We start from the raw sequence: 23,300 nt of genomic DNA on the forward strand, positions 1-23,300 counted from the left end.
CTGCCGGCCGTCCACTGGGCCGACCGGGGGTAATTGTGTGACTGTCCGATCGGTTGTGTGTGGTGTTCGCTCGGCCGCGGGGCCGGACATGGCAGCGTGTGACCGGACGACGACCCCTGCAGCAAAGGGTTCCCCATGCGACTGCGCCGCGCCCTCGCCGCCGTAGCCGTCTCCGCAGCGATCGCACCCGCCGTCTTCGTGGTCACGGCATCGGCTGCCCCCACCTTGCCGAACGCCCCCGCCTCACCGAACGCCCCCACCTTGCCGAACGCCCCTGTCTCACCGAACGCCCCCACCTTGCCGAACGGCCGTGGGTCGGTGGCCGCCCCCGCCTCGTCCGCCTACCGCGCTCCGGCTTCCGCGCCGGACCCCGCCGCACCGTCCCCGGCCGCCGCGGCACCGCAGCCGATCTGCGGGGACGTGGGCTCCTCCGGCTTCCCCATCGCGACCAGGATCGACGGTGGTCCGGCCTCCTACCGGGCCGGGGCCGGTACCGGGCAGTTCACCGTCGAGCTGACCAACACCACCGCCCACTCGTGCCGGAACATCCATCCGGTCGTCGTCCTCGCGGGCCGGGACCATGTGCTCACCCCCGGCCGTGTCCGAATGGAGTTCTTCGACGCGGCCAGTGGGGCCTGGCGCCCCGTGGTGTTCGAACAGACCGACCAGGGCGAGGCGGTCGGCGCGTTCGGAGGGGCGCGGAACGCGGGGCGCGGAAAGGGGGACAGGAAAGCCGGGGAGGCGACGGAAAGCCCGGCTCCCCCGGAGGAGTTCGGCGGTTTCGTCATCCCGGGCCGTGCCGTCGTCGCCGTTCCGGTTCGGCTGGCCTTTCCCCTGGAGGACACGCTCGCCGACTCCGTCGTCGCCAACGCCGCCGTCGTCCAGCGCCGCGGCGCCGACGGTGACTGGGTCGGCGAGTCCGCCGACTACCGATTCAGCCTGCTCGCGTCCGAGCGACAGCAGCAGCTGGAGCAGATCCCGCTCGATGCCGACGAGCTCGCCAAGACCGGCGCCAGATACGGCACCGGCGTCCTCGCCGCCATCAGCGCGCTCGTAGCCGCCGGGCTCATGCTCCTCGCCGGTGCCCACCGGCTCCGCTCCGGGCACCGCTGACCCGGCCGTTCACCCGCGTCTGGGAGCATCCCCCGGTGGACCACCTGAACTACCCCGACGACCAGAACCCCGGAGCTCCCGTCCGGTCCGGCATCCCCGAGCACGGTCGTATTCCCAAGTACTACGCCGTCAAAGCCCATGTGGCCGCCCTCCTGGACGAACTCGGCGAGGGCGGACTGCTGCCCACCGAACGTGATCTCGCCGTGCGGTTCGAGGTCTCCCGTGAAACCGTGCGCCAGGCGCTGCGCGAGCTCCTCCTCGAGGGGCGGCTGCGCCGCCAGGGCAGGGGCACCGTCGTCGCGGGCCCCAAGCTGGAGCAGCCGCTGTCACTCGCGAGCTACACCGAGGGTGTGCGGCGTCAGGGCCGTACGCCGGGCCGCAACCTCATCTCCCTCGACCGGTTCCCCTGCCCGTCCCGGCTCGCCGAGGAGACCGGACTGCGGCGTGGCGAGCCCGTCTGGCACATGGAGCGCGTGCTGCTCGCCGACGAGGAACGGGTGGGTCTGGAGAGCACCTATGTGTCGGTCGCCCGGGTGCCCCGGCTCGACGCCGACTTCAATCCCGACTCGTCCTTCTACGCCTACCTCCGCGACCGGCTCGGGATCGAGTTCGGTGATGCGGACGAGCGCATCGAGACGGTGCTGGCCACGCCCCGCGAGGCGCTCCTCATCGGCACTCCGCCCGCCCTCCCCATGCTGCTGATCCACCGTGTCTCGAGGGACACGGCCAGGCGGCCCCTGGAGCGCGTACGCACGCTCTACCGGGGCGACCGGTTCAGCTTCTCCGCACATCTCGGAGGCTGAGAAGCCCTGTCGGGGCCCTGGGCGCCGCCCGTCGTGGACCCTTCCATCGGTGCGCGGGCCTGGGACCTGAGACCTGGGACGGCACCCCCACTGGGTAACGAAACGATAACGGGTCTGGGCCAACCTTGATGGCTCGTTCACCGTCCCGTTGCCGGCCGGCCCCCGACGGGCCACCCCTCGCGAGGAGCGTGGCGGCCATGCGAGTCATCGTCGTAGGAGCAGGTGTGGTGGGAACCATGCACGCCTGGCACGCAGTGGAACGCGGCCACGAGGTCGTGCAGATCGAGCGGGAAGCCGAGGCCCGCGGAGCGAGCCTGCGCAACTTCGGCCAGATCTGGGTCAGCGGCCGCGCCGGGGGTGAGGAGCTGGAGACGGCGCTGCGGGCCCGCGAGCTGTGGGAGGGCATCGGCGCCCGTGTTCCCGAGCTCGGCTTCCGGGCCATCGGCTCACTGACCCCCGTACGCAACGACCTCGAACTCGCCGTCGCCGAGGCAGCGGTGGCCCGGCCGGACGCCGCCGCCCGCGGCTACAAGCTGGTCACCGCCGAGGAGGCACGCGTCATCAACCCGGCCCTGCGTGGTGAGTTCGTCTCCGCGCTGCACTGCGAGCGGGACGCGGCCGTGGAGCCCCGCACCGCGCAGCTCGCTCTGCGGGGTGCCCTGCTGGCGTCCGGCCGCTACACCTTCCTTCCCGGCCGGGAGGTCCGCGAGGTCAGCGGCCGAGCGGGCGACGGGCGCAGTGCCGTGCGCGACGACCACGGTGATGTGCACAGCGGCGACACGGTCGTCCTGTGCACCGGCGCCTGGCTGAGCGGACTCGTCCGAGAGCTCGACCCCGGTCTGCCCGTGCGCCGCGTCCGTCTCCAGATGGCGGAGACCGATCCGCTGGGCGAGCCGCTGACCACGTCCGTCGCCGACGCCGACTCCTTCCGCTACTACCCGGCGTACGCATCCGGTGCGCTCGACGCCCTCAATGCGGGGCAGGTGCAGGAGCCGGCCGCCGCCGAGCACCGAATGCAGCTGCTGATGGTGCAGCGCCGTGACGGCGGACTGACCATCGGCGACACCCACGAGTACGAGCACCCCTTCGCGTTCGACACGCTCGAAGACCCCTACGAGCACCTCACGAGGGTCGTCGAGGGCTTCCTCGGCCGCCCGCTGCCGAAGATACGCCGGCGCTGGGCCGGGGTGTACGCGCAGTGCACCGACACCACCCGCGTCGTGCACCGTCGGCAGGTGCGCGACGGCGTGTGGCTGGTGACCGGACCCGGCGGGCGCGGTATGACCTGCTCGCCGGCCATCGCCGAGACAACCGCCGACGAACTGGGCTGGTGAACCACATGACCCCGCAGAACACTCCGCGCACCGATCTCGTCGTCCTCGACATGGCCGGCACGACCGTCACCGACGGCGGCCTCGTCGAGCAGGCGTTCTCCGTTGCGGCGCAGCGCCTCGGCGTCGAGCCGGGGACCCCCGACCACATGGTGAAGCTGGACTACGTACGCGCCACCATGGGCGAGTCCAAGATCTCGGTGTTCCGCCACCTCTTCGGCGACGAGGCCGGCGCCCGGAAGGCCAACGAAGCCTTCGAAGAGGCGTACGGCGAACTCGTGGACGGCGGCCGCGTCGCCGAGGTCCCCGGCGCCCGTGCCGCCATCGAGAGGCTCCAGGAGCAGGGCAGGACCGTAGTCCTCACGACCGGTTTCGCCCGGGTCACACAGGACGCGATCCTCGACGCGCTCGGCTGGCGGGACCTGGTCCGGCTCACCCTGTGCCCGGCCGACGTCGGCGGCCGTGGCCGACCCTGGCCGGACATGGTGCTCGCGGCGTTCCTGCGCACGGGGGTGGTGGACGGCGTTCGGCAGATCGCGGTAGCCGGTGACACGTCGTACGACATGCTGAGCGGTGTGCGCTCCGGGGCGGGTGTGGTGGCGGGCGTCCTCACCGGTGCGCACGACGGGGCGCGGCTGACCGAGGCAGGAGCCACCCATGTGCTCCGCTCCGTTGCCGAACTGCCCGGCCTCCTCGAGGAGGAGGACATATGAGCGGCAGCGGCGTCCGCAGCGGCATCCGGTTCGACCGCGTGTCCGTCGCCTACGGCGGCAGCACCGTCCTCGACGCGTTCGACCTGACCGTCCGACCCGGCGAGGTCATGGCGCTTCTCGGCCCCTCCGGCTCGGGCAAGACCACCGCCCTGCGTGCGGTCGCAGGATTCGTGAAGCCCGTCTCCGGACGGGTGTTCATCGGTGACCGGGACGTCACCGGTCTGCCCCCGCACCGGCGCGGCATCGGCATGGTCGTCCAGCAGTACGCCCTCTTCCCGCACATGCGTGTCGAGGGCAATGTCGAGTTCGGTCTGAGGGCCAGGAAAACGCCCAGGGGTGAGATCCCGGGGCGGGTCGCCGAGGCGCTGGAGATGACCGGCATGGCGGCCTACGCCAAGCGGTATCCACGGGAGCTGTCCGGTGGGCAGCAGCAGCGCGTCGCGATCGCCCGCGCGCTGGCGATCCGGCCCAAGGTGCTTCTTCTCGACGAACCGCTGTCCGCGCTCGATGCCCGGTTGCGGTCCGGAATGCTTGCCGAACTGGCCCGGCTGCACCGCGAGTTGCCCGATGTCTCGATCCTCTACGTCACCCACGACCAGGTCGAGGCCCTCACACTCGCCGACCGGATCGCTGTCATGGACCGGGCCGCACTCCAGGACTGCGGAACGCCGCAGGAGCTCTACCGGCGGCCGCGCACCGAGTTCACCGCGTCCTTCGTGGGCAACGCCAATCTGCTGCCGGTGGAGGTCGGTTCGGACACGGTGTCGTTCGCGGGCGCGGAGCTGAAGGTGCCCACGGCGGACGCGGCGCCCGGCACGACGGCGACGCTGTGCGTACGCCCGCACCTCGTCGGACTCGGCGAAGGGCCCAACGCGCTGCGCGGACGCATCGCCGAGGTGCAGTGGCGGGGCTCGACACACCGGCTGTACGTGGACGTCGACGGGCACCGGCTCACGGCGGACGTGCCCGAGCTGCGGGAGACACCGGCGCTGGGCGACGAGGTGACGGTGCACTTCGCGCCGGAGGACGCTGTGCTGCTGGCCGCAGGGATGAGCGATGGGTAGCCCCGGCGGGCGCCTCGGCACGGTGGACCCCGGGGTGGCGGACGGCTCCGAGGGCAGAGCCCCGCGGGAGACCGGCACTCCCTCACGCAGAACCGGCCTCTCCCCACGAAGCACCGGCCTTCCCCGATGGGTATGGGCTCTTCCTCCGGTCGCCGTGCTCGGCGTCGTGTTCCTCTACCCCCTCGCACTTGTCGTCCAGGAGTCGCTCGCCCCCGGCGCATATGCCGACGTGTTCGCGTCCGAGGCATTCCGGGAGGCGCTGGGCACCACGGTGTGGCTGGCCGTCGCGTCGACCGCAGGATGCCTTGTCCTCGGCTTCGCACTCGCGCTGATCATCGCCTTCGTGCCCTTCCCCGGGGGCAGGGCGGTCGCGAGGTTCATCGATGTCTTCCTCTCCTTCCCCTCCTTCCTGATCACGCTCGCGCTGTTGTTCATCTACGGCACCGTAGGCATGGCCAACGGGCTGTGGACGGATCTCACGGGCGCATCGAGTGGTCCCTTCCACTTCCTGACGACCCCTTGGGGCGTCCTCCTGGCGGAGATCACGTACTTCACGCCGTTTGTGATGCGCCCCCTGCTCGCCGCGTTCTCGCAGCTCGACACCGCGCAGCTGGAGGCCGCCTCGTCGCTGGGCGCACGGTCCGGCCGCATCATCCGGCAGGTGATCCTGCCGGAGGCGCTCCCGGCGCTCGCGGCGGGCGGCAGCCTCGTACTCGTCATGTGCCTCAATGAGTTCGGCATCGTGCTCTTCACCGGCGCCAAGGGCGTCACGACGCTCCCGATGCTCGTCTTCAGCAAGGCGATCCTCGAATCCGACTACGCGGCCGCCTGTGTCGTCGCCGTCGTCAACGTCGCGATCTCCGTGGGTCTCTACGGCCTCTACCGGGTGGTGAGCAAGCGTGCTGGTGCATAGCCGATGGGGCAAATGGGCCGCCTGGGCCCTGTTCCTCGCCCTCTTCCTGCCCCTCTTCGCGCTGCCGCTCGTGGTCGTCGCCGCGGCGTCGCTCTCGACGAACTGGTCGGGGGCGTTCCCTTCAGGGCCGACCACCGGGCACTATGCCTCCGCCGTCCGCGGCGAGTCCCTCCAGGCGCTCACCACCAGCCTGGTGACCGCGGTCACCGCAAGTGTGCTCGCGCTGGGTGTCGGGACATGGGCCGCGCTTGCCGCTGCATCGCTCGGCAGACGCGGACGCCGTCTCCTCGACGCACTGTTCATGCTGCCGGTCGCGGTGCCGTCCGTCGTCGTCGGCCTCGCCGTACTCGTCGCCTTCTCCCAGCCGCCGATGCTCCTCAACGGCACGCCCTGGATCGTGATCGTTGCGCACACCGTTCTTGTCACGGCGTTTGCCCACCAGTCGGTTTCGGCGGCGATCCTGCGTCTCGACCCGGTGTACGAGCAGGCGGCGGCCAGTCTGGGTGCCCGTCCCTCGTACGTACTGTGGCGGGTGAGGATGCCGTTGCTGCTGCCGTCCCTGAATGCCGCGGCCGGTCTCTGCTTCGCCCTGTCCATGGGGGAGCTGAGCGCGACGATGATGCTCTACCCGCCGGACTGGATGCCACTGCCGGTGCTGATCTTCACCGCGACCGACCGTGGCTCCCTCTTCACGGGTTCCGCCGTCGCCGTGGTCCTCATGGCCACGACGCTGCTCGTTCTGCTCGCCGTGTCCCGTCTCCGCACCAGAGCCTCCTACCGCTGAGCCCCCTACCGCCGCGCTTCCACCGCCGGCGTCCGAACACCCGGCGCTCATCACCGGCACTCACCACCCCGCACCGATCACCGGCATCGACAGCCGGGTCCCGACCGCCCACCGAGTCCCACCGGAACGCTTGCCGCCACCGGGCGAAAGCCGCTCATCCCGCAAGGAGTTGTCCATCGTCATGCGTCGCAACCACCTCAGGCCGATCGCCGCCGTCACCGGCTGCCTCGCCCTCGCCGCAACCCTGACCGCCTGCGCAGGCTCCTCCGCCGTCTCCGACGAGAAGGTCGTCACGGTCTACAGCGCCGACGGTCTCAAGGGCGAGAGCGGCGACGGCTGGTACGACCAGGTCTTCAAGGACTTCGAGAAGGAGACCGGCATCAAGGTCAAGTACGTCGAGGGCGGCTCCGGCGAGATGGTGCAGCGTGCCGTCCGCGAGAAGAGCAACACACAGGCCGACGTACTGGTCACCCTGCCTCCGTTCATCCAGCAGGCCGACTCCAAGGGCCTCCTCCAGACGTACGAGCCCTCGGGCTCCGACAAGGTCAACGGCGCCGACAAGTCCGGCGGCGGCAGGTGGACCTCCGTCGTCAACAACTACTTCGGCTTCATCTACAACAAGAAGGAGCTGAAGGAGGCCCCCAGGACCTGGGAGGAACTCCTCGACGACAGGTTCAAGGAGAAGCTCCAGTACTCGACCCCGGGAGTCGCGGGCGACGGAACCGCCGTGGTCATCAAGGCGCTGCACGACTTCGGCGGCGAGGAGCAGGCGATGGCCTACCTGACGAAACTCCAGGCCAACAACGTCGGACCGTCCTCGTCGACTTCCAAGCTCGCCCCCAAGGTCGACAAGGGCGAGATCCTCGTCGCCAACGGCGATGTGCAGATGAACTTCGCCCAGTCCCGGTCCATGCCCAACATCGGCATCTGGTTCCCGGCGAAGGAGGGCGGCAGGCCGACCACTTTTGCGCTGCCGTACGCCGCCGGGCTGGTCAGCGATGCCCCGCACACCGAGAACGGCAAGAAGCTCCTGGACCACCTGCTGAGCGAGAAGGCCCAGCGGCAGGTCAGCGAGATCGGTGGCGGCTTTGCTGCTCGCAACGACGTCAAGGCCACCGACGCCAACGCCATCGAGCTGGCCAGGATCCTGGAGGGCGTCCAGGTCTTCGAGCCGGACTGGAAGGAGATCGACGAGAACCTCGACAAGTACGTCGACTCATGGAAGTCCGCCACCGGAAGCTGACCCGAAGCCGACCCGAAGCCGACCTGAAGCCAAGAGTTCACCGCACGCCCCTGGCGACCCACAGGAGTGTCGCGGAAGGATAACGGGTACGGACCAACGCCTCTGCTCCGGCAGGGGCGTTGGGCTGGGAGCGACTTCCCCGTAAGGCCACCACTCTCCGACGGAGGACTCCAGATGCCGACCCCCGGCATTCCCCGCCGTACCGTGCTCGCCGCCGCGGGCGCCGCGACCGCAGCGGTCGCCGCCACCGCCACCGACCTCGCGGCCGCCCGCGCGGCCCACGCCGCAGCCCCGACCCTCCCGAACGGCACCAGCAAGGACAAGGTGCTCGTCATCGGTATGGACGGGCTCCGCCACGACCGCATCGACGCAGCCGAGGCCCCGCACCTCAAGTCGATGATGGCGAACGGCACGTACGGCACATCCCTGCTCTACGCGTATCCGATGGCCGCGACCTCCTCGGGACCCGGCTGGTCGACCATCTCCACCGGTGTCTGGCCCGACAAGCACGGCGTCAGGGACAACACCTTCATCGGCAAGAACTACGGCAGGTACCCCGGTCTTCTCGCCCGTCTCGCGCAGGTGCGGCCCGAGCTCTCCACCTACGCCGCCGTCGACTGGAAGCCGCTGGACACCCAGGGCACGGTCACCCCGGGCGCTGACGCCAAGCTGGTCCTCGACGGCGACGCGGGCGGCTACGCCGGCCACGACGCCACCATCGCCGCCGAGACCGAGTCGGTCCTGCGGAACCAGAACCCGGACGTGCTGTTCGTCTACTTCGGCAACACCGACGAGGTCGCACACAGCCTCGGCACGGGACAGAAGTACCTCGAAGCCATCGCCGTGCAGGACGGTTACGTAGGCCGCCTGCTCGCTGCCATCAGGGCCAGGCCCTCGTATCCCACCGAGCGCTGGACCGTGATCGTCGCCACCGACCACGGCCATGTGAACACGGGTGGTCACGGCGGCAGTTCGATCGAGGAGCGCAGCACCTTCGTCCTTGCCCAGGGGCCCGGCATCGCCGCGGGCGCCCGTCCGATCGACACCCGTCTCGTCGATGTCGCCGCCACCGTCTTCAGGCAGCTCGGCATCACCCCGGACCCGGCCTGGGGACTGGACGGCAAGCCCGTCCAGGAGCGTGTGGCCGACCCCTTCGACACCCTGCAGTCCTCGCTGACCACCCGGGTCGACGAGACCGGCATCCCGGCCACCGTCCTCGGTTTCACCCACACCGCGCCGAGTGGCTGGTCCGTCATCAACAACGCGATGGGCACGGGCGGTGTCACCGAGTGGCACGGCTGGTCCTTCACCACCGACGAATTCTGGTCCCGTACCCATCGCGACCAGTGGCGTGAGCTCAATGTCCGCGCGCGAGGTGTCTTCGCCGTGGCCGACTCCGACGAGTGGGACGACCGGTCGAATTCCGGCGGCTACGACTCCACACTGGTCAGCCCCGCCTACGACGTGAGCGGCAGGAGCTCGGTCCGGCTCGACTTCACCACCCACTACCGCCAGGAGGGCAGCCAGACCGCCCGGATCCTGGCCTCCTTCAACGGCGGTACTCCCACCGTCGTCAAGAACTACACCGCGGACGTGGTCGCACAGCCCCAGTCGGTCTCCGTCGCGGTCCCGGCCGGAGCCTCCAGCGTGAGCTTCCGCTTCCGGTACACCGGTGCCAACAACTGGTACTGGGTGATCGACGGGGTCAGGGTGACGGCTTCCTGATTAGGCTGGGGGCGCCGGTACACCGTCGTGGCGGCGCCCCATCAGCACACCGCACCTCGCACATCGCGTACGGCAGGAGTCCGCCTCATGGCAGAGCGCAAGCCGATCGAATCCTGGCTCACCGACATGGACGGTGTCCTCATTCATGAAGGCGTGCCCATCCCCGGGGCCGACGACTTCATCAAGAAGCTCCGGGAGACCGGCAAGCCCTTCCTGGTGCTCACCAACAACTCCATCTACACCCCTCGTGACCTGCACGCCCGGCTGGCCCGGATGGGCCTGCACGTGCCCGTGGAGAACATCTGGACCTCGGCGCTCGCCACCGCACAGTTCCTGGACGACCAGCGCCCCGGCGGTACCGCCTACGTCATCGGCGAGGCCGGGCTGACCACGGCTCTGCACGACATCGGGTACGTCCTCACCGACCAGGACCCGGACTACGTGGTCCTCGGCGAGACCCGTACGTACAGCTTCGAGGCCCTGACCAAGGCGATCCGGCTGATCAACCTCGGGGCGCGTTTCATCGGCACCAACCCGGACGAGACCGGTCCGAGTCCCGAGGGCCCTCTGCCCGCGACCGGTTCCGTCGCCGCACTGATCACCAAGGCCACCGGCAAGGACCCGTACTTCGCGGGCAAGCCGAACCCGCTGATGATGCGGACCGGGCTCAACGCGATCGGGGCGCACTCGGAGACCAGCGCGATGATCGGGGACCGGATGGACACCGATGTCCTCGCCGGTCTGGAGGCGGGCATGAAGACGTTTCTGGTGCTCACCGGGCTGACGACGCCGCAGGATGTCGACCGCTATCCGTTCCGCCCGTCGAAGGTCGTCGACTCGATCGCCGACCTGGTCGATTACATCTGACGTGTACGCGCCCTAACCCGTCTGCCATGACCCATTCGGGTCCGCCGGAGATGCGAAAACGGGCAAACCGCGTGAATCTTCTGTCACCAGGAGGTTCACGATGCGTTCTGTTGCCATTGCTCTCCGTGTGGTCGGCGCGGTCGCCGGTGTCCTGATGCTGGCGCCGGCGGCCGGACCCGCGCATGCCGAAGAGGGAGGGCTGACCAGGGTCCCGGTCGCCCGCACCCACCAGAACCAGGATGACCAGGACCAGGACCGGGACAAGGAACAGGGCCAGGACAAGGAACAGACCCGCGACAAGGACTGGAACAAGCAGCGGGACAAGGAACAGGGCCAGGACAAGGAACAGGACAAGGAACAGGCCCGCGACAAGGACTGGAACAAGCAGCGGGACAAGGAACAGGGCCAGGACAAGGAACAGGGCCGGGACAAGGAACAGGGCCAGGACATCGAACTCGACCTCGACGGGATCGAGGACGAGCGCGAGGGGCAGAAGAGCCGGCCCGATCCTGACGGGACCCCCTACGCCCCGGTACAGGCCGGGGGCGGGGGAGCCTCCGCGGGCCTCGCAGCCGAGGACGCCAAGCGGGCCCCCCAGCAGGGCCCCGGCACCTCGCACACCGTGATCGGCCTCGTCCTGGCCGCAGTGGCGGCGGTGGCCGTCGCGTTCCGCAGCGCACGGCGCCGCCGTGTCGGTTCGGCGGAGCGGGACTGAGCGCCGTGGCCAGTGATGACAACGCCGCCGGCCGCCGCCCCTCGGGCACCGGCCGATTGCTCACCGGGGTGGGCTGGGCGGTCCTGCTGCTCGGTCTCTGGCTCTGGGGACGTGACGCCACCGGGGGCGCCGCCGGCAGTTCGGCACCCACGACCGGCGATGTCGCCGCGGTCGGCCGGCCTCTCGGCCTCCCGCTGCCGCCCGCCCGTGCCCCGCTGAAGCCCGCAGGGCCCACCAAGGTGGAGATCCCCTCGATCGGTGTGAGGGCCCCCGTTGTGATCCGTGGCCTGGACGGCACGGGCGCGGTTGCCCCGCCGCCGTACACCACACCGGGAACCGTCGGCTGGTTCGGTTCCGGGCCCATGCCCGGCACCGCCGGCGCTGCGCTCTTCGTCGGTCACGTCGACACCGAGACCGAACCCGCGGTGTTCTACGGGCTCAGTGCGTCCCGTCCCGGTGAGAAGGTCAGGGTGACCAGGACCGACGGCTCGGTGGCCGAATTCACCATCGACGATGTGCAGGTCTTCAGCCGGGACCGGTTCGACGCCCAGAAGGTGTACGGAGCCCGGCAGCCGGGCAGGGCGGAACTGAGGCTGATCACCTGCGGTGGAACCTTCGACCGCGAATCCCGGTCGTACACGGCGAACGTAGTCGTGTCGGCGTATCTCACAGCCGCGCACGGGATCTGAGACGATGGATTCCAGCCGGTTTTTCCGGGAGCGGGGTACGCCTGGGGGGTGGCCCTGACACGATGCAGAACATTGCACCAAGGGGGAGTGGATGTACGGCAGTTACGTCGGGCGTGTCCGCTGGGGAGCGGCCGCTGTGGGGGCCGCGCTGCTGCTGGCAGGGTGTTCGTCCTCCGACGGCGACGACAAGCGTCCGCCGATCGCGCAGCAGCCGAAGGGAAAGGACCCGTTCTGGGTCAACCCCGACGGCAAGGCCGCCAAGCAGGTCGCCTCGTATCTCGACGACGGTGACGACAAGAACGCCACGCTGATCAAGAAGATCGCCGAACAGCCGGTCGGCGAATGGATCGGCCCGGACAATCCGGAGGCCGAGGCCAAGGGCTTCACGGAGGCCGCCCGGAAGGCCGACCGGGACGCTCTCCTGGTCCTCTACAACATCCCGCACCGCGACTGCGGCCAGTTCTCCAAGGGCGGTGCCGCCGACGGAAACGCCTACCGGGAGTGGGTCGACAAGGTCGCCAAGGGCATCGGCGACCGGCGCGCCACGGTCGTCCTGGAACCGGACGCCGTGCTGCACCTCGTGGACGGGTGCACGCCCGACGAATTCCACGAGGAGCGGTACGACCTGCTCAAGGGCGCGATCGCGCGGCTCAAGAAGCAGCCGGGCACCAAGGTCTACCTGGACGCGGGCAACGCGGGCTGGTCCCAGCCCGACTCGCTCTTCGAACCGCTCCAGTGGGCGGGCATCGCTCAGGCCGACGGCTTCGCGGTCAATGTCTCCAACTTCCAGACCACCGCGGCCAGCAAGGAATTCGGCAAGAAGCTGTCCGCGAAGGTCGGGAACAAGCACTTCGTGATCGACACCAGCCGCAACGGCAATGGCCCCTACTCCGGGGGCGACCCCAAGGAGAACTGGTGCAACCCGCCGGGCCGCGCGCTCGGTGAACGGCCCACGACGAACACGGGCGATCCGCTCGTCGACGCGTATCTGTGGGTCAAGCGACCGGGGGAGTCGGACGGCGACTGCAAGGGCGGCCCGAAGGCCGGCGACTGGTACCCGAAGTACGCGCTGGAACTGGCCCGCAACACCAAGTAGACAAAGGCGAAGGGGTGCTCCCGCGACTGCGGGAGCACCCCTCCTCCGTGTGCATGGACGCCGACTGCGCGCCGGAGCGGCCCGCGTCCCGGGCCGCCGCCTGCTACGGCACCTCTACCCAGACGGCCTCGGACGGTGTGCCCTTGTCGTCCGTGACGAAGAGCATGTACCACCCGGACGGGACCAGGGCACGGTTCTTGGGCACCGTGACCTCGAAACCGTCCGCTGTCTTCGTCATCTCCAGGGCGATCGAGCGCTGGTCGACATCGGTGACATGCGTGACCGCGCTCGGCCTCATCAGCTTCGCCGACTTGAGCTTCGCCGCCTGCGGGCTCAGATACGTGCCCGACTCGCCGCGCTCGATGCTCTTCGGGCCGCCGCTGATCCCGGGCCGCTTGTCCCGGTAGAGGTACGGCGGAGTGTAGATCTCGATCCGCTGCTCGAAGACGCCCGGCTTGGTGTTGGCGTCGTCGGCGAAGAGCGAGTCGGAGCCGAAGATCATCACCCGTCCGTCGGGCAGCAGCACCGTGCCGGAGTGGTAGTTGCGCCCCACCCGCGGGTCCGCCACCCGCTTGTACGAGCCCGACTTCGGGTCGTACGTCCGCGCCTGGAGGATGTTGGAGCCGCCGCGCCCGCGATAGTCCTCCGAGCCTCCGGTGACGAGCACACTGTCGTCCGGCAGCAGAGAGGCGCTCGGATAGCGGGTGCCCTTCTCGAGCGAAGCGCCGTCCTTGAAGCGAGGGCTGGGGTCCTTGAGGTCGACGAGGCGCGACTTCTTGCTGGACTTCTCGGACTCGCCCACGCCACCACCGCCGATGACCATGAACTTCTGGTCCTGGGCGGGCGGCAGCATCACCGTCGCGGAGGTCTCCAGCTTGTCCGGGTCGCCCATCCCCGGGATCTTCTCGAAGTCGTTGTTCTTCAGGTCCCAGACCCCCGGGTCACGGCCGACGTCCGCGGGCCCGTACCCGGCGTTGGAACCGGAGTAGAAGAGCTTCCCGTTGTCCATCAGGAAGATCGCGGGGTAGGTCGGGAAGCGCCGCTCGAACCCGGTGTACTTCCACTTCTTGGTCTCCGGGTCGTAGATCTCGTCCTTGCCGGGCACGATCTGCCCGATCTCGTCGAGACCGGAGAGGGAGAGGACCTTGCCGTCCTTGAGCGTGGTCAGCGTGGGGTACCAGCGAGCCTCGTTCATCGGGTCGACCGTGATGTACTTTTCGGCGACCGGGTCGAACTCATAGGCTTCCCTGATGCCCTGGAAGTCCTTCTTGTCGAGGGCGAGCTTCTGCGCGATGCCGTAGACATTGCGCGCGTCCGAGCCCTTGAGGCCGTGCACCCGGTAGTTGTCCTCGGTGCCTGTCTCGTACTTCTTGCCGGACTTCTCGGCCTCGACGTAGATACGGCCGAGGCCGGCCTCGGTGCGCAGGAACCTGCCGGTCGCCGGATCGAAGATCTTCTTCGCGCGTTTGACCAGCACCGGGTCCTTGGTGACGAACGTCTTGCCGTTCTTCTTGCCGGTGAACTTGGTGCCCGCGGGCAGTGTGATCGGCTTGTCCGGGTCCTCGTTGTGGACGATCATCAGGCCGCCGGCCTTGGTGACGTCGCCCTTGAGCTTCTCGTACTGCTTGGTGCCGCCCGCGACCAGCAGCTTTCCGTCGGGCAGCTGGGTGTGCCCGGCGCAGAACATGTCCTTGGGCGTCGGGATCAACTTGAAGTCGTTGGTCCTGGGGTCCCACAGCACCGACTCGAACTTCTTCGCGTCGAAGTTCTTCTGGTTGTTGCCGGACCCGGCGATCAGCAGGACCTTGCCGGTGTGGAGCAGGGCGGCGTGGATCGAGTTGATCCGGTACTCGGACGGGACGTCGAGGAAGTCCCAGTGGCCGTTCGCCGCCTTGTACTCAGGCTTGTTGATCTTGTACTCGTGGTACTCCGCCGAGCCGTAGCGGTAGAGGGCGGGGCCGTTGAATCCGGCGACCACTGCCACTACCGCCACGCCTATCAGGATCCGCCGGGCCCTGTTCTTGCGGTAGTTCGGCCGGACGGGAAGGGTGCTCATTTCTTACGTCCCCCAAGGGCGATCTGCATGGTCTGGTCGGGGGCCCAATTGGGCTTCTGCTGCTCGTGGGCAGCTGATGGCGTGGACTCGGACGCCCCGCCGGACGGCGTGTTCTTCCGCCTCTTCCTGCTGTTCTTCTTCTTTTCCTCGCGGATGCCGTGCCGCCAGGCGAAGATGGGCGCCGCCGTGATCAGCAGGGCCAGTGAGGCCCAGGTGATCATCGCGGGGTGGTCGTGCCCGAAGTAGAAGGAGGAGGCGAGCGAACCGCCGAAGACCAGAATGAAGAAGAGGTGGATCCGGAAGGTGCCGAAGAGGGTGTCCGGGCTGGACGAGTCGCCCTTGGGGGTCACCACGAACTTGCTCTTGCGGCGCAGTACGGCGTCCATCAGGGAACGGGCGTAGATCGGCGCGGAGAGCGCGGACATCACCATGCCTGCGAGACCGCCTGAGCCCTCGGGCTCGTGCGGCGAGACGTTGTGGCGGCGGTTCCAGATGTAGAGGCCGATCTGGAGTGCCGATGCGTTGCCGTACAGCATCATCCAGATCACCGGGTCGATCTGCACACCCGAGGCGCCCATGCCCAGGAACAGCGCGCAGCTGAGCGCAGCCAGGATCCAGTTGAGGGCGGACATCGGATAGAAGATGATCATCATCGTGTAATTGAAGAGCTTGCCTGCCGGCAGTGTCCCGAAGCCCTTCCAGTACTGCTTGAGGATCGTCTCGTACGTGCCCCGCGACCAGCGGAGCTGCTGGGTGAAGAAGTCCGTCCAGGCCGACGGGCCCTCCCCGACGGCGAGCACGTCCGGGGTGTAGACCGAACGCCACTTGTTACCGGTCTCGGGATTGCGGGCGCGGTGCATCTCGAAGCCTGTCGCCATGTCCTCGGTGATCGAGTCGTACAGACCGCCGATCTGCTTGATCGCCTTGATCCGGACCGCGTTCGAGGTGCCGACGAACATCGGGGCGCCGTAGCGGTTGCCCGCGCGCTGGATCAGGGCGTGGAAGAGGAACTGCTGGGACTCGGCGGCCTTGGTGACGAACGTGTCGTAGTTGCCGTAGACCTGCGGGCCGATGACGAACCCGACGTCCGGGTCGCGGAAGTAACCGAGCATCCGCTCCAGATAGTTCGGCAGCGGCACGTGGTCGGTGTCGACGGACGCGAAGAAGTCGTAGTTCCCGCCGTGTGCCTCGAGCCACGCGTTGTAGTTGCCGTGCTTGGTCTTGGCCCGGTGGGCGCCCTTGGCCTGGTTCCACTTCGCGATGCCCTTGCGGGAGAAGTGGTGCACCCCGAGGCGCGCGCAGACCGCCTTGACGTCCGGGTCGTCGCCCTCGTCGAGCAGCCAGACGTGCATCAGTCCGCGGTGCCGGATCCTGACCGCCGCTTCCAGGGTCTTCGTCACCATCTCCAGGGGCTCCTTGCCCGGCACGAAGGAGGTGAGGAAGGCGACCCGGGTGCCGGACTCCGGCACGACGGGGATGGGGTCACGGGCGACGAGCGTCGCATGTGCGTTCGACAGGACGTTCATCGTGCGGAAGAGCTCGATGAGGCCGATCGAGACCAGCATGACGATGTCGAGCCACAGGAGCAGATCGTCCTTGAGGTTCGGATCGCGCTCGGTCCAGTGCTGAGGCTGCATCAGCCACGCGAAGAGGCCGAGCGAGACGAGTGGCGCGGCTCCCAGGAGCAGCGCGGCCCGTATGCGATGCGGCTCCTGCGAGATCAGTGAGCGGTACTGCACCTTGTACGGCTTCGACCGGTCGGGCTGGGTGAGGGGCCCGGCGAGCCGGCTGTAGTGCTCGTAGTCGTACCGCGGGAGCGCCTTTTTCTGGCGCGACCGGGACCCCCCTGCGCGGAGCTGCGGGGGAACCCGAAGCTGAGCGGTCCGGGAAGGGTCGTTGTCCTGCTGCCGGGCGCCGTTCGGCGTCGACGTCATGAGTCATCCCCCCGCACGCCTGCTGGCTGCGTGATCGTTCGTATCTCTCTGCCCGGACCTCGGTCCCCCTCGACCAGCCGTCCCGGACGCGTCAATGGCGGGCCGTCGTCCCCGTAGACATGAGATGACAGCCTTCCGGTTGCATGATGCCCGTCACGGACATCTGCTCGCGACCGGGGTCCCCTCCCCGTCGCCGGCACAACCGGAGCATCCCCCTCAAACCGCTCCCAACTGCTTGAGCCCGTCGCCCCATTGGAGCCACGGGCTCCAGGATAGGTTCTACGACCCAAGCCTTGATCGCAAGGCCGGTCCCATATCCGGCCATAGGGGCGTTTTGGGCGAGGCGCGCCGGGTGTGATCCGAGGTTGCAACGACCGAAGCCCCCTCACACTCGGTGAGAGGGCTTCGGTACCGTGTGCGCCGCCAGGGACTCGAACCCCGGACCCGCTGATTAAGAGTCAGCTGCTCTAACCAACTGAGCTAGCGGCGCCTGCTGACCTGGAGAACTCTACCCGACGCCGGGGAGTGCTCCCGACCATTTCCTTCGCGGTTCCGGCCTGTCGGATGGTCGTTTTTTATCTTTGATCCGTCAAAATGTGACTTGTTAGGACAGTTAAGACTGTGTGGAGGGGCGCCGTATGACGGTTCCTGCCTTCGATGAGTACGAGCCCGCTGCCGACTGCCCGTGTGCAGGGTGTGTCCAGGAACGGCGCGCGCGGACCCGCGCGTACGCCCTGCCGATGGGCGCCGGGGTGCACTCGGCCGCGCATGCCGCCAGGCGCGCGCTGGTCGTGGCCACCGCGGCCGGCGTGGTGATGGGCGTTGCGGGGGCGTCCGCCGTGGCCGTGGAGCCCGCGCCGGGTGACGTCCCCGCCCCGGTCCTTGCCCAGGACCCGGAGCCGGTCGCGGGACCGGGGCCTGCCGCGCCGGCCGTCCCGGATCCGGAACCTGACACACCGCAGGGCGGGCAGGGGCCGCTGCACGGCAGCCGGCCGCCCCTCCCCGCCGGGGCGCCGGCGACGGCGCTGAGGCAGATGACCCGCGCGGGCATCATCGACCGGGCCAAGCGCTGGGTGGATGCCAGGGTTCCGTACTCCATGACCAAGTTCTGGGGGGACGGCTACCGGCAGGACTGCTCCGGCTTCGTCTCGATGGCGTGGAACCTCCCGGGCAACGAGTGGACCGGAAGCCTGGCGAAGTTCGGGGTCAGGCTGGCCCGCAAGGACCTTCAGCCCGGCGACATCCTGCTGTTCCACAACACCGCCAATCCCACCAAGGGCTCGCACGTCACGATCTTCGGCGGCTGGACCGACTTCACGCACACCCACTACTACGCCTACGAACTGGCGAAGCCGCACGCCCGCAGGCAGGTCACACCCATGGCCTACTGGAGCAATTCCAGCCGTTATGTGGCATATCGCTACAAAGGGCTCATCGGCCCCGGCGCGACGGCCGGACCGAGCGACGCCACTGTGCCATTTCCCGGCGCGGAGCACTTCGGACCGGGAGTGACCAGTCAGTACGTGACCGAGCTCGGGAGGCTGCTCATGCAATGGAGTGCGAACGGCTACCCCGGCGGGACCCCGGGGCCGCAGTGGACGGAGGCGGACCGACGGGCGACCCAGGCGTTCCAACGGGCCCAGGGCTGGACGGGCAAGCAGGCGGACGGCCTGCCGGGCCCGCTCACCTGGAGGCACCTGGTCAACGGCACGGGCAGGGCGGTCCCCCATGCCCAGGTCGCCGTGCCGGGCTACCCGGGCCGGGCCAGCTTCCGCCCCGGTCAGTCGAACGCACACGTGGAGAAGCTCCGCCGCCGGCTGGTGGAGCGGGGCTTCGCCAAGCACCACACCTCAGAGCCCGGTCCGCAGTGGACCGAGTTGGACCGCCGCAACGTCGAGGCGTTCCAGCGCGCCCAGGGATGGCGCGGCGGCGCGGCCGACGGCAACCCCGGCCCCGAGACCTGGCGACGGCTCTTCTCGTGATCCATCGCCCCACAGACAACGCCAGCCCCGAGGAGGCGGCCCGGTGACCACTATGACTCCCCACCCCGAGGACCCTTCGGCTCCCCAGCCGGAAGGACTCCATCGCCTGCCGGAACCGCCGGCAACAGCCCCGGAGAACGGCATGTTCGGCTTCCCGCCCGGTGAGCACGCGCCCGGCGCGCCGGAGGCGGCGGGCCACGGCGAGGCCGTCGCCGCCTTCGCCGGTGACGGCTCCATGGGCACGGGGGCCGCCGATGGCCGGCCTCCGCAGTTCGCCCCGGAACCCGACGGCGCGTCCGGCGATCGGGCCGCGGAGGCCGGGCAGGCGCCCGGTGCCATGGCCGCGCGTTCACTTCCCGCGGCGGGTCTGTCCAAGCGGCAGTCCGACGATGCGCCGGCCCCGGACGAGGCCCCGGCCGGTCCGGGGACTTCGGGCGCAGGTGCCGATGCCCTCGCCGGTGATGCCGGAGCCCATCCCGGCGCCGAGCGGGTACCCGCCGGTGTGTGCACCATCGCCGGTGCGCCCGAGGTGTTGCGCCACGGGGCCGATGGCGGGCCGGACGGTTCCGGCTCCACCGCACTGCAGGCACCGTCCGCACTGCATGCGCCGACGATGCCGGAGGCCGACGCGGAATCCGCGGCCGACGCCGATGGTGCACCCGGGCCGGGGCTGGTGGGAGCCGGTGCGGGTGCGCGGCGCGGGGGCCGGATCGGGACCGAGACGACCGGGCCGATCCCCGTGCACCAGCTGTTCCGCGACGGCTCGGGAGACGGCCTCGGAAACGTCCTCGGCGCCGGGCCCGGGAGCGACCGCCCGGGTGAGGACGACGGAGGGCCCGACACCGTGGCCATGGCTCCGGTCGTCGTTCCTCCCGGGCGCAAGCCGGTGGCCGCGGGCCCGTCCGCCCTCACGCTGAGCCCGCGTTCCGTGCTGCCCGTCGACCCGAAGCTGCGTGAACGGCCGGGGCCGGTGCTGCCGGGCTGGACCGGGCTGCTCATCGGAGCCGGCATGCTCGCCGGCTGTGCGGGGGTGCTGTACCGGACGGGGGCCTACCCGACGAGGGTGACCGAGTTGTTCGGGCTGAGCATGCGTCCGTACAACGGCATCAGCTTCGGTCAGTGGGTCCTGCTCGTGCTCGGGCTGAGCGTCGCGATGTTCGCGCTCGGTGGTCTCGGCCGTGGCCGCGCCGGCCACGCCTGGGTCCTGACGCTGTTCGGCGAGTACCGCGGGACCGTCCGCCGCTGCGGCCTCATGTGGGTGAGCCCGCTGCTCCTGCGCCGCCGTGTCGATGTGCGTCTGCGTCATTGGCGCAGCGAGCCGATGTCCGCCGTCGACGCGAAGGGCACCGCACTGCAGGCCGTCGTGCTCGTCGTATGGAGGGTGCAGGACACCGCACGCGCGGTGCTGACGGTGGCGGAGCACGAGACGTATCTGCGGGAGCAGGTGGAGGTGGCGATGGCCCGGGTGCTCTCGCAGCTGCCCGCCGACGCGCTCCCCGACTTCGGGGCGGGAAGCTCCGGCCACGGGGACGTGCCCACCCTGCGCAATGTCGACGCCGTCGGCGATGTGCTCACGAAGACCCTGGCGGCGGAGTGCGCGCCGGTCGGCATCGAGATCTTCTCCGCCCAGCCGATGCGTATCGCGTACGCCCCCGAGGTCGCGGCCGCGATGAGCCGTCGCAGTGTCGCCGCGATCGAGGCGGAGCACCGGGACGCGATGCTGGGTTCGGTGGTGGACGCGGTCGACGACACGGTGCAGCGCCTCACCATGCGCGGTCTCGTGGAGCTCGACGACTACGAGCGCAAGGCCCTGGTGCGGGATCTGACGGTGGCTTTCTGCACCGGGCGCCCGGGTGGAGCCGAAGGCCCGTGATTGGTCTGGACATGTTCAACAGCCGTCAATAATCTGGAACTTGGTCTAGACCTGAACGTGCACGATCGCACAAGCGCTGCACGGCAACAGTGCACCGCGCAGCGGCTCATCGGACTCCCCCACGTTCTCCAGGAGCGACAGCATGCGAAACCGAATAGGCGTGGCCGTGGTCGGCCTCGCCGTGGCGGGCACCTCCTTCCTCGCAACCGGCAGCGCAAGCAGCCACGGCTACACCGATTCCCCGATCAGCCGTCAGAAGCTCTGTGCCAACGGCACTGTGACCAACTGCGGTGAGATCCAGTGGGAGCCTCAGAGCGTCGAGGGCCCCAAGGGGTTCCCCGCGGCCGGCCCGGCCGACGGAAGGATCTGCGCCGGTGGCAACAGCCGCTTCGCGCAGCTCGACGACCCTCGTGGTGGTGCATGGCCCACCACCAGGGTCTCGTCGGGACAGAACCACACCTTCCGGTGGCAGTTCACGGCCAATCACGCGACGACCGACTTCCGGTACTACATCACCAGGAACGGCTGGGACCCGAGCCGGCCGCTCACCCGCGCGGCACTCGATCCCCAGCCGTTCCTGACGATCCCCTACAACGGTCAGCGGCCGCCGATGACGCTCAGTCACTTGGGCGGTCTCCCGGCGAAGTCCGGCCGGCATCTGATCCTGGCGGTGTGGACCATCAATGACACGCCGAACGCGTTCTACGCCTGCTCGGACGTTCAGTTCTGACGATCGGCAGGCTGCCGCGCGGTGTCCGTGGCCGAGGCTCGGGGCGCCGGAGCGGTGAGGCCGACGCGGAACGCGTGGCGCGCCGGTGTGGTGATCACGGGGCGGGGCCGAGGTTCGAGGACCTGGTCCTCGGCCACCTCATGATCGCCTCCGGCGCTGCCGCACGGGCGCTGCCCGGAGAGCTGCTGCCCGGGGCTGTGAGCCGCGCCTCGGGACACTGCTCGACACGACCCCCTGAGCGCCCGCTCCGGATCGGCGCGGCGGCCCCGGCCGGGGCCGCCGTCGCGGGCCTCGACCCCACCCCCCGTGGCGCCGGGCTCCCGATGCAGGAGGTCCCGGCGGTCGGGAAACGGGCATGCCGCCCACTGTGCCGGGATGCAGTCCCGGATGCCGCGTCGGGTCGGGGTGGGCCGACCCGAGGGTGGAGCGCCGATTCATGCGGCGGCTGACCGGCGAGCTGCACGGTCGCCGGACGGGACGGGAGGACGTGCAGCTCTGCTGCACGAGTACGCGGACCACGGCCGGGTGCCCGCTCGAACGCGGACGGGCGGCCCGGGGTCTGGGTCGCTCCACTGTCGTGACGAACCGGAAAGGCCCCCCGCATTGCTGCGGAGGGCCTCTCATGGAGTGCGCCGCCAGGGACTCGAACCCCGGACCCGCTGATTAAGAGTCAGCTGCTCTAACCAACTGAGCTAGCGGCGCGGGCTGCCGTTCCAGCCGCCTTCGGCGGCTGACGACAGAAGTAATACTACCTGGTCCGGAGGTGTGCTCCCGACCGCCCGCACGGGATCACCGTGGGCACGCCCCGCGAGCGGTTCAGAGGGCCAGTGACAGCACCACCGGGGCCGCCCTGCGGTTCAGCGTGTCCGCCGCCGCGCGCAGCCGGTGGGCGTGCTCGATCGGGAGCGAGAGGGCGAGGCAGCCCACGGAGGATCCGGCCGTCAGTGGCACCGCCGCGCAGACCGTGCCCACCGCGTACTCCTGGAGATCGAGCACCGGCACCGTCGGCGGCTGCGCGTCCAGTTTCGAGAAGAGGATCTTCTCGTTGGTGATCGTCCGCGAGGTGAACCGGGCGATCTTGTGGCGCGACAGATGGTCCCGGCGGCCGTTCTGGTCGAGCTGGGTGAGCAGGCACTTGCCGACCGCGCTGGCGTGCGCCGCCGAGCGGAAGTCGACGTATTCGTTGACCTTGGGCGTGCGCGGGCCGTCCGCGTACTGGGTGATCCTGACCTCTCCGTCGATGTAACGGCTGATGTAGACGGCAGCGCCCACGGAGTCGCGCAGCTCGGTGAGGGTGTCCTGCAGCTTGCGCTCCAGGGCTTCGCGACGTGTGGCGCCGGAGCCCAGGAGCACGAGCGAGTCGCCGATCACATACGCACCGTCCCCGACCTGCTCCACGTAGCCCTCGCGTCGCAGCATCAGCAGCATGGAGGCCAGGTGCCCGGTGGGCAGTCCGGTCTCGCGGGCGATCTGGACGTCGGTGACACCACCGTTGTGCCTGGAGATCGTCTCCAGCACACGGAGGGCGTACTGCACGGAGTGGAACGGCGCGGTCGGCTCCGGCTTCAGCGCCACGGTTTCCCCCTACCAGGTTGTGACCGCAAGCTTCCGTACCACGATAGCCGCCAAGAACCGCCCACGGGACGGCTGTTGGCGAGAAATATCGGGT

The 23,300-nt window shown here is 69.4% G+C and carries 19 protein-coding genes and 2 tRNA genes; 16 read left to right on the forward strand and 5 right to left on the reverse strand.

What is annotated here, in order from left to right; all coding sequences use genetic code 11:
- The first annotated feature begins 135 nt into the window (after nucleotides 1–135).
- From AC068D_RS20055 to AC068D_RS20115, 13 genes are all read left to right on the forward strand, one after another.
- On the forward strand, nucleotides 136–1,113 hold the full coding sequence (locus tag AC068D_RS20055; protein ID WP_478824351.1) for a hypothetical protein: 978 nt from the start codon (nucleotides 136–138) through the stop codon (nucleotides 1,111–1,113).
- 44 nt (nucleotides 1,114–1,157) lie between these two features.
- The gene (locus AC068D_RS20060) at nucleotides 1,158–1,916 is read left to right on the forward strand and encodes a GntR family transcriptional regulator (protein WP_478824510.1); all 759 of its coding nucleotides are present in this window, start codon (nucleotides 1,158–1,160) and stop codon (nucleotides 1,914–1,916) included.
- Nucleotides 1,917–2,113: 197 nt separating this feature from the next.
- The gene (locus AC068D_RS20065) at nucleotides 2,114–3,250 is read left to right on the forward strand and encodes a TIGR03364 family FAD-dependent oxidoreductase (protein ID WP_478824352.1); all 1,137 of its coding nucleotides are present in this window, start codon (nucleotides 2,114–2,116) and stop codon (nucleotides 3,248–3,250) included.
- Between the two features lie 5 nt (nucleotides 3,251–3,255).
- A complete protein-coding gene (locus AC068D_RS20070) occupies nucleotides 3,256–3,960 on the forward strand; it encodes a phosphonatase-like hydrolase (protein ID WP_478824353.1) in 705 nt (234 codons plus the stop codon).
- Nucleotides 3,957–5,024, forward strand: a complete 1,068-nt coding sequence (locus tag AC068D_RS20075; protein ID WP_478824354.1) for an ABC transporter ATP-binding protein — start codon at nucleotides 3,957–3,959, stop codon at nucleotides 5,022–5,024. Before AC068D_RS20070 ends, AC068D_RS20075 begins: the two co-directional genes overlap by 4 nt.
- Entirely contained in the window at nucleotides 5,017–5,937 is a 921-nt protein-coding gene (locus AC068D_RS20080) for a 2-aminoethylphosphonate ABC transporter permease subunit (RefSeq protein WP_478824355.1), read from the forward strand. The genes AC068D_RS20075 and AC068D_RS20080 overlap by 8 nt, the downstream gene beginning before the upstream one ends.
- Complete coding sequence (locus AC068D_RS20085) at nucleotides 5,924–6,721, forward strand: ABC transporter permease (protein ID WP_478824356.1); 798 nt, start codon at nucleotides 5,924–5,926, stop codon at nucleotides 6,719–6,721. Before AC068D_RS20080 ends, AC068D_RS20085 begins: the two co-directional genes overlap by 14 nt.
- Nucleotides 6,722–6,902: 181 nt before the next feature.
- Complete coding sequence (locus AC068D_RS20090) at nucleotides 6,903–7,964, forward strand: 2-aminoethylphosphonate ABC transporter substrate-binding protein (RefSeq protein WP_478824357.1); 1,062 nt, start codon at nucleotides 6,903–6,905, stop codon at nucleotides 7,962–7,964.
- A 174-nt stretch (nucleotides 7,965–8,138) separates the two neighbouring features.
- Nucleotides 8,139–9,689 carry an alkaline phosphatase family protein gene (locus AC068D_RS20095; RefSeq protein WP_478824358.1) on the forward strand — a complete coding sequence of 517 codons (1,551 nt, stop codon included), beginning with the start codon at nucleotides 8,139–8,141 and terminating at the stop codon, nucleotides 9,687–9,689.
- A gap of 87 nt (nucleotides 9,690–9,776) precedes the next feature.
- A complete protein-coding gene (locus tag AC068D_RS20100) occupies nucleotides 9,777–10,556 on the forward strand; it encodes an HAD-IIA family hydrolase (RefSeq protein WP_478824359.1) in 780 nt (259 codons plus the stop codon).
- A gap of 100 nt (nucleotides 10,557–10,656) precedes the next feature.
- Entirely contained in the window at nucleotides 10,657–11,271 is a 615-nt protein-coding gene (locus tag AC068D_RS20105; protein WP_478824360.1) for a hypothetical protein, read from the forward strand.
- A 5-nt stretch (nucleotides 11,272–11,276) separates the two neighbouring features.
- Nucleotides 11,277–11,960: a class F sortase gene (locus tag AC068D_RS20110; RefSeq protein ID WP_478824361.1), complete on the forward strand. Its 684-nt coding sequence runs from the start codon at nucleotides 11,277–11,279 to the stop codon at nucleotides 11,958–11,960.
- A 91-nt stretch (nucleotides 11,961–12,051) separates the two neighbouring features.
- Entirely contained in the window at nucleotides 12,052–13,056 is a 1,005-nt protein-coding gene (locus AC068D_RS20115) for a glycoside hydrolase family 6 protein (RefSeq protein WP_478824362.1), read from the forward strand.
- A gap of 103 nt (nucleotides 13,057–13,159) precedes the next feature.
- Here AC068D_RS20115 and glxA read toward each other — a convergent pair whose 3' ends face one another.
- From glxA to AC068D_RS20130, 3 genes are all read right to left on the reverse strand, one after another.
- Nucleotides 13,160–15,112 (reverse strand): radical copper oxidase GlxA, encoded by a 1,953-nt coding sequence (gene glxA / locus AC068D_RS20120; RefSeq protein ID WP_478824363.1) that lies wholly within the window; start codon nucleotides 15,110–15,112, stop codon nucleotides 13,160–13,162.
- Nucleotides 15,109–17,046 carry a glycosyltransferase family 2 protein gene (locus tag AC068D_RS20125; protein ID WP_478824364.1) on the reverse strand — a complete coding sequence of 646 codons (1,938 nt, stop codon included), beginning with the start codon at nucleotides 17,044–17,046 and terminating at the stop codon, nucleotides 15,109–15,111. Before AC068D_RS20125 ends, glxA begins: the two co-directional genes overlap by 4 nt.
- 416 nt (nucleotides 17,047–17,462) lie before the next feature.
- Nucleotides 17,463–17,536, reverse strand: a tRNA-Lys gene (locus tag AC068D_RS20130).
- 148 nt (nucleotides 17,537–17,684) lie between these two features.
- Here AC068D_RS20130 and AC068D_RS20135 point away from each other — a divergent pair.
- The 3 genes from AC068D_RS20135 to AC068D_RS20145 all read left to right on the forward strand — a co-directional run bounded on the left by AC068D_RS20135 (nucleotide 17,685) and on the right by AC068D_RS20145 (nucleotide 21,631).
- Nucleotides 17,685–19,028, forward strand: coding sequence for a peptidoglycan-binding protein (locus tag AC068D_RS20135; RefSeq protein ID WP_478824365.1), 1,344 nt, complete (start codon nucleotides 17,685–17,687; stop codon nucleotides 19,026–19,028).
- A 52-nt stretch (nucleotides 19,029–19,080) separates the two neighbouring features.
- A complete protein-coding gene (locus AC068D_RS20140) occupies nucleotides 19,081–20,901 on the forward strand; it encodes an SPFH domain-containing protein (RefSeq protein WP_478824511.1) in 1,821 nt (606 codons plus the stop codon).
- A gap of 142 nt (nucleotides 20,902–21,043) precedes the next feature.
- The gene (locus tag AC068D_RS20145) at nucleotides 21,044–21,631 is read left to right on the forward strand and encodes a lytic polysaccharide monooxygenase auxiliary activity family 9 protein (RefSeq protein WP_478824366.1); all 588 of its coding nucleotides are present in this window, start codon (nucleotides 21,044–21,046) and stop codon (nucleotides 21,629–21,631) included.
- Between the two features lie 628 nt (nucleotides 21,632–22,259).
- On the opposite strand, the gene AC068D_RS20150 is transcribed toward AC068D_RS20145, so the two are convergent.
- Nucleotides 22,260–22,333 (reverse strand) — tRNA-Lys (locus tag AC068D_RS20150).
- Nucleotides 22,334–22,447: 114 nt separating this feature from the next.
- Nucleotides 22,448–23,206 (reverse strand): IclR family transcriptional regulator, encoded by a 759-nt coding sequence (locus AC068D_RS20155; RefSeq protein WP_478824367.1) that lies wholly within the window; start codon nucleotides 23,204–23,206, stop codon nucleotides 22,448–22,450.
- Nucleotides 23,207–23,300: the final 94 nt, after the last annotated feature.

Source organism: Streptomyces sp. NPDC043861 (assembly GCF_056435905.1).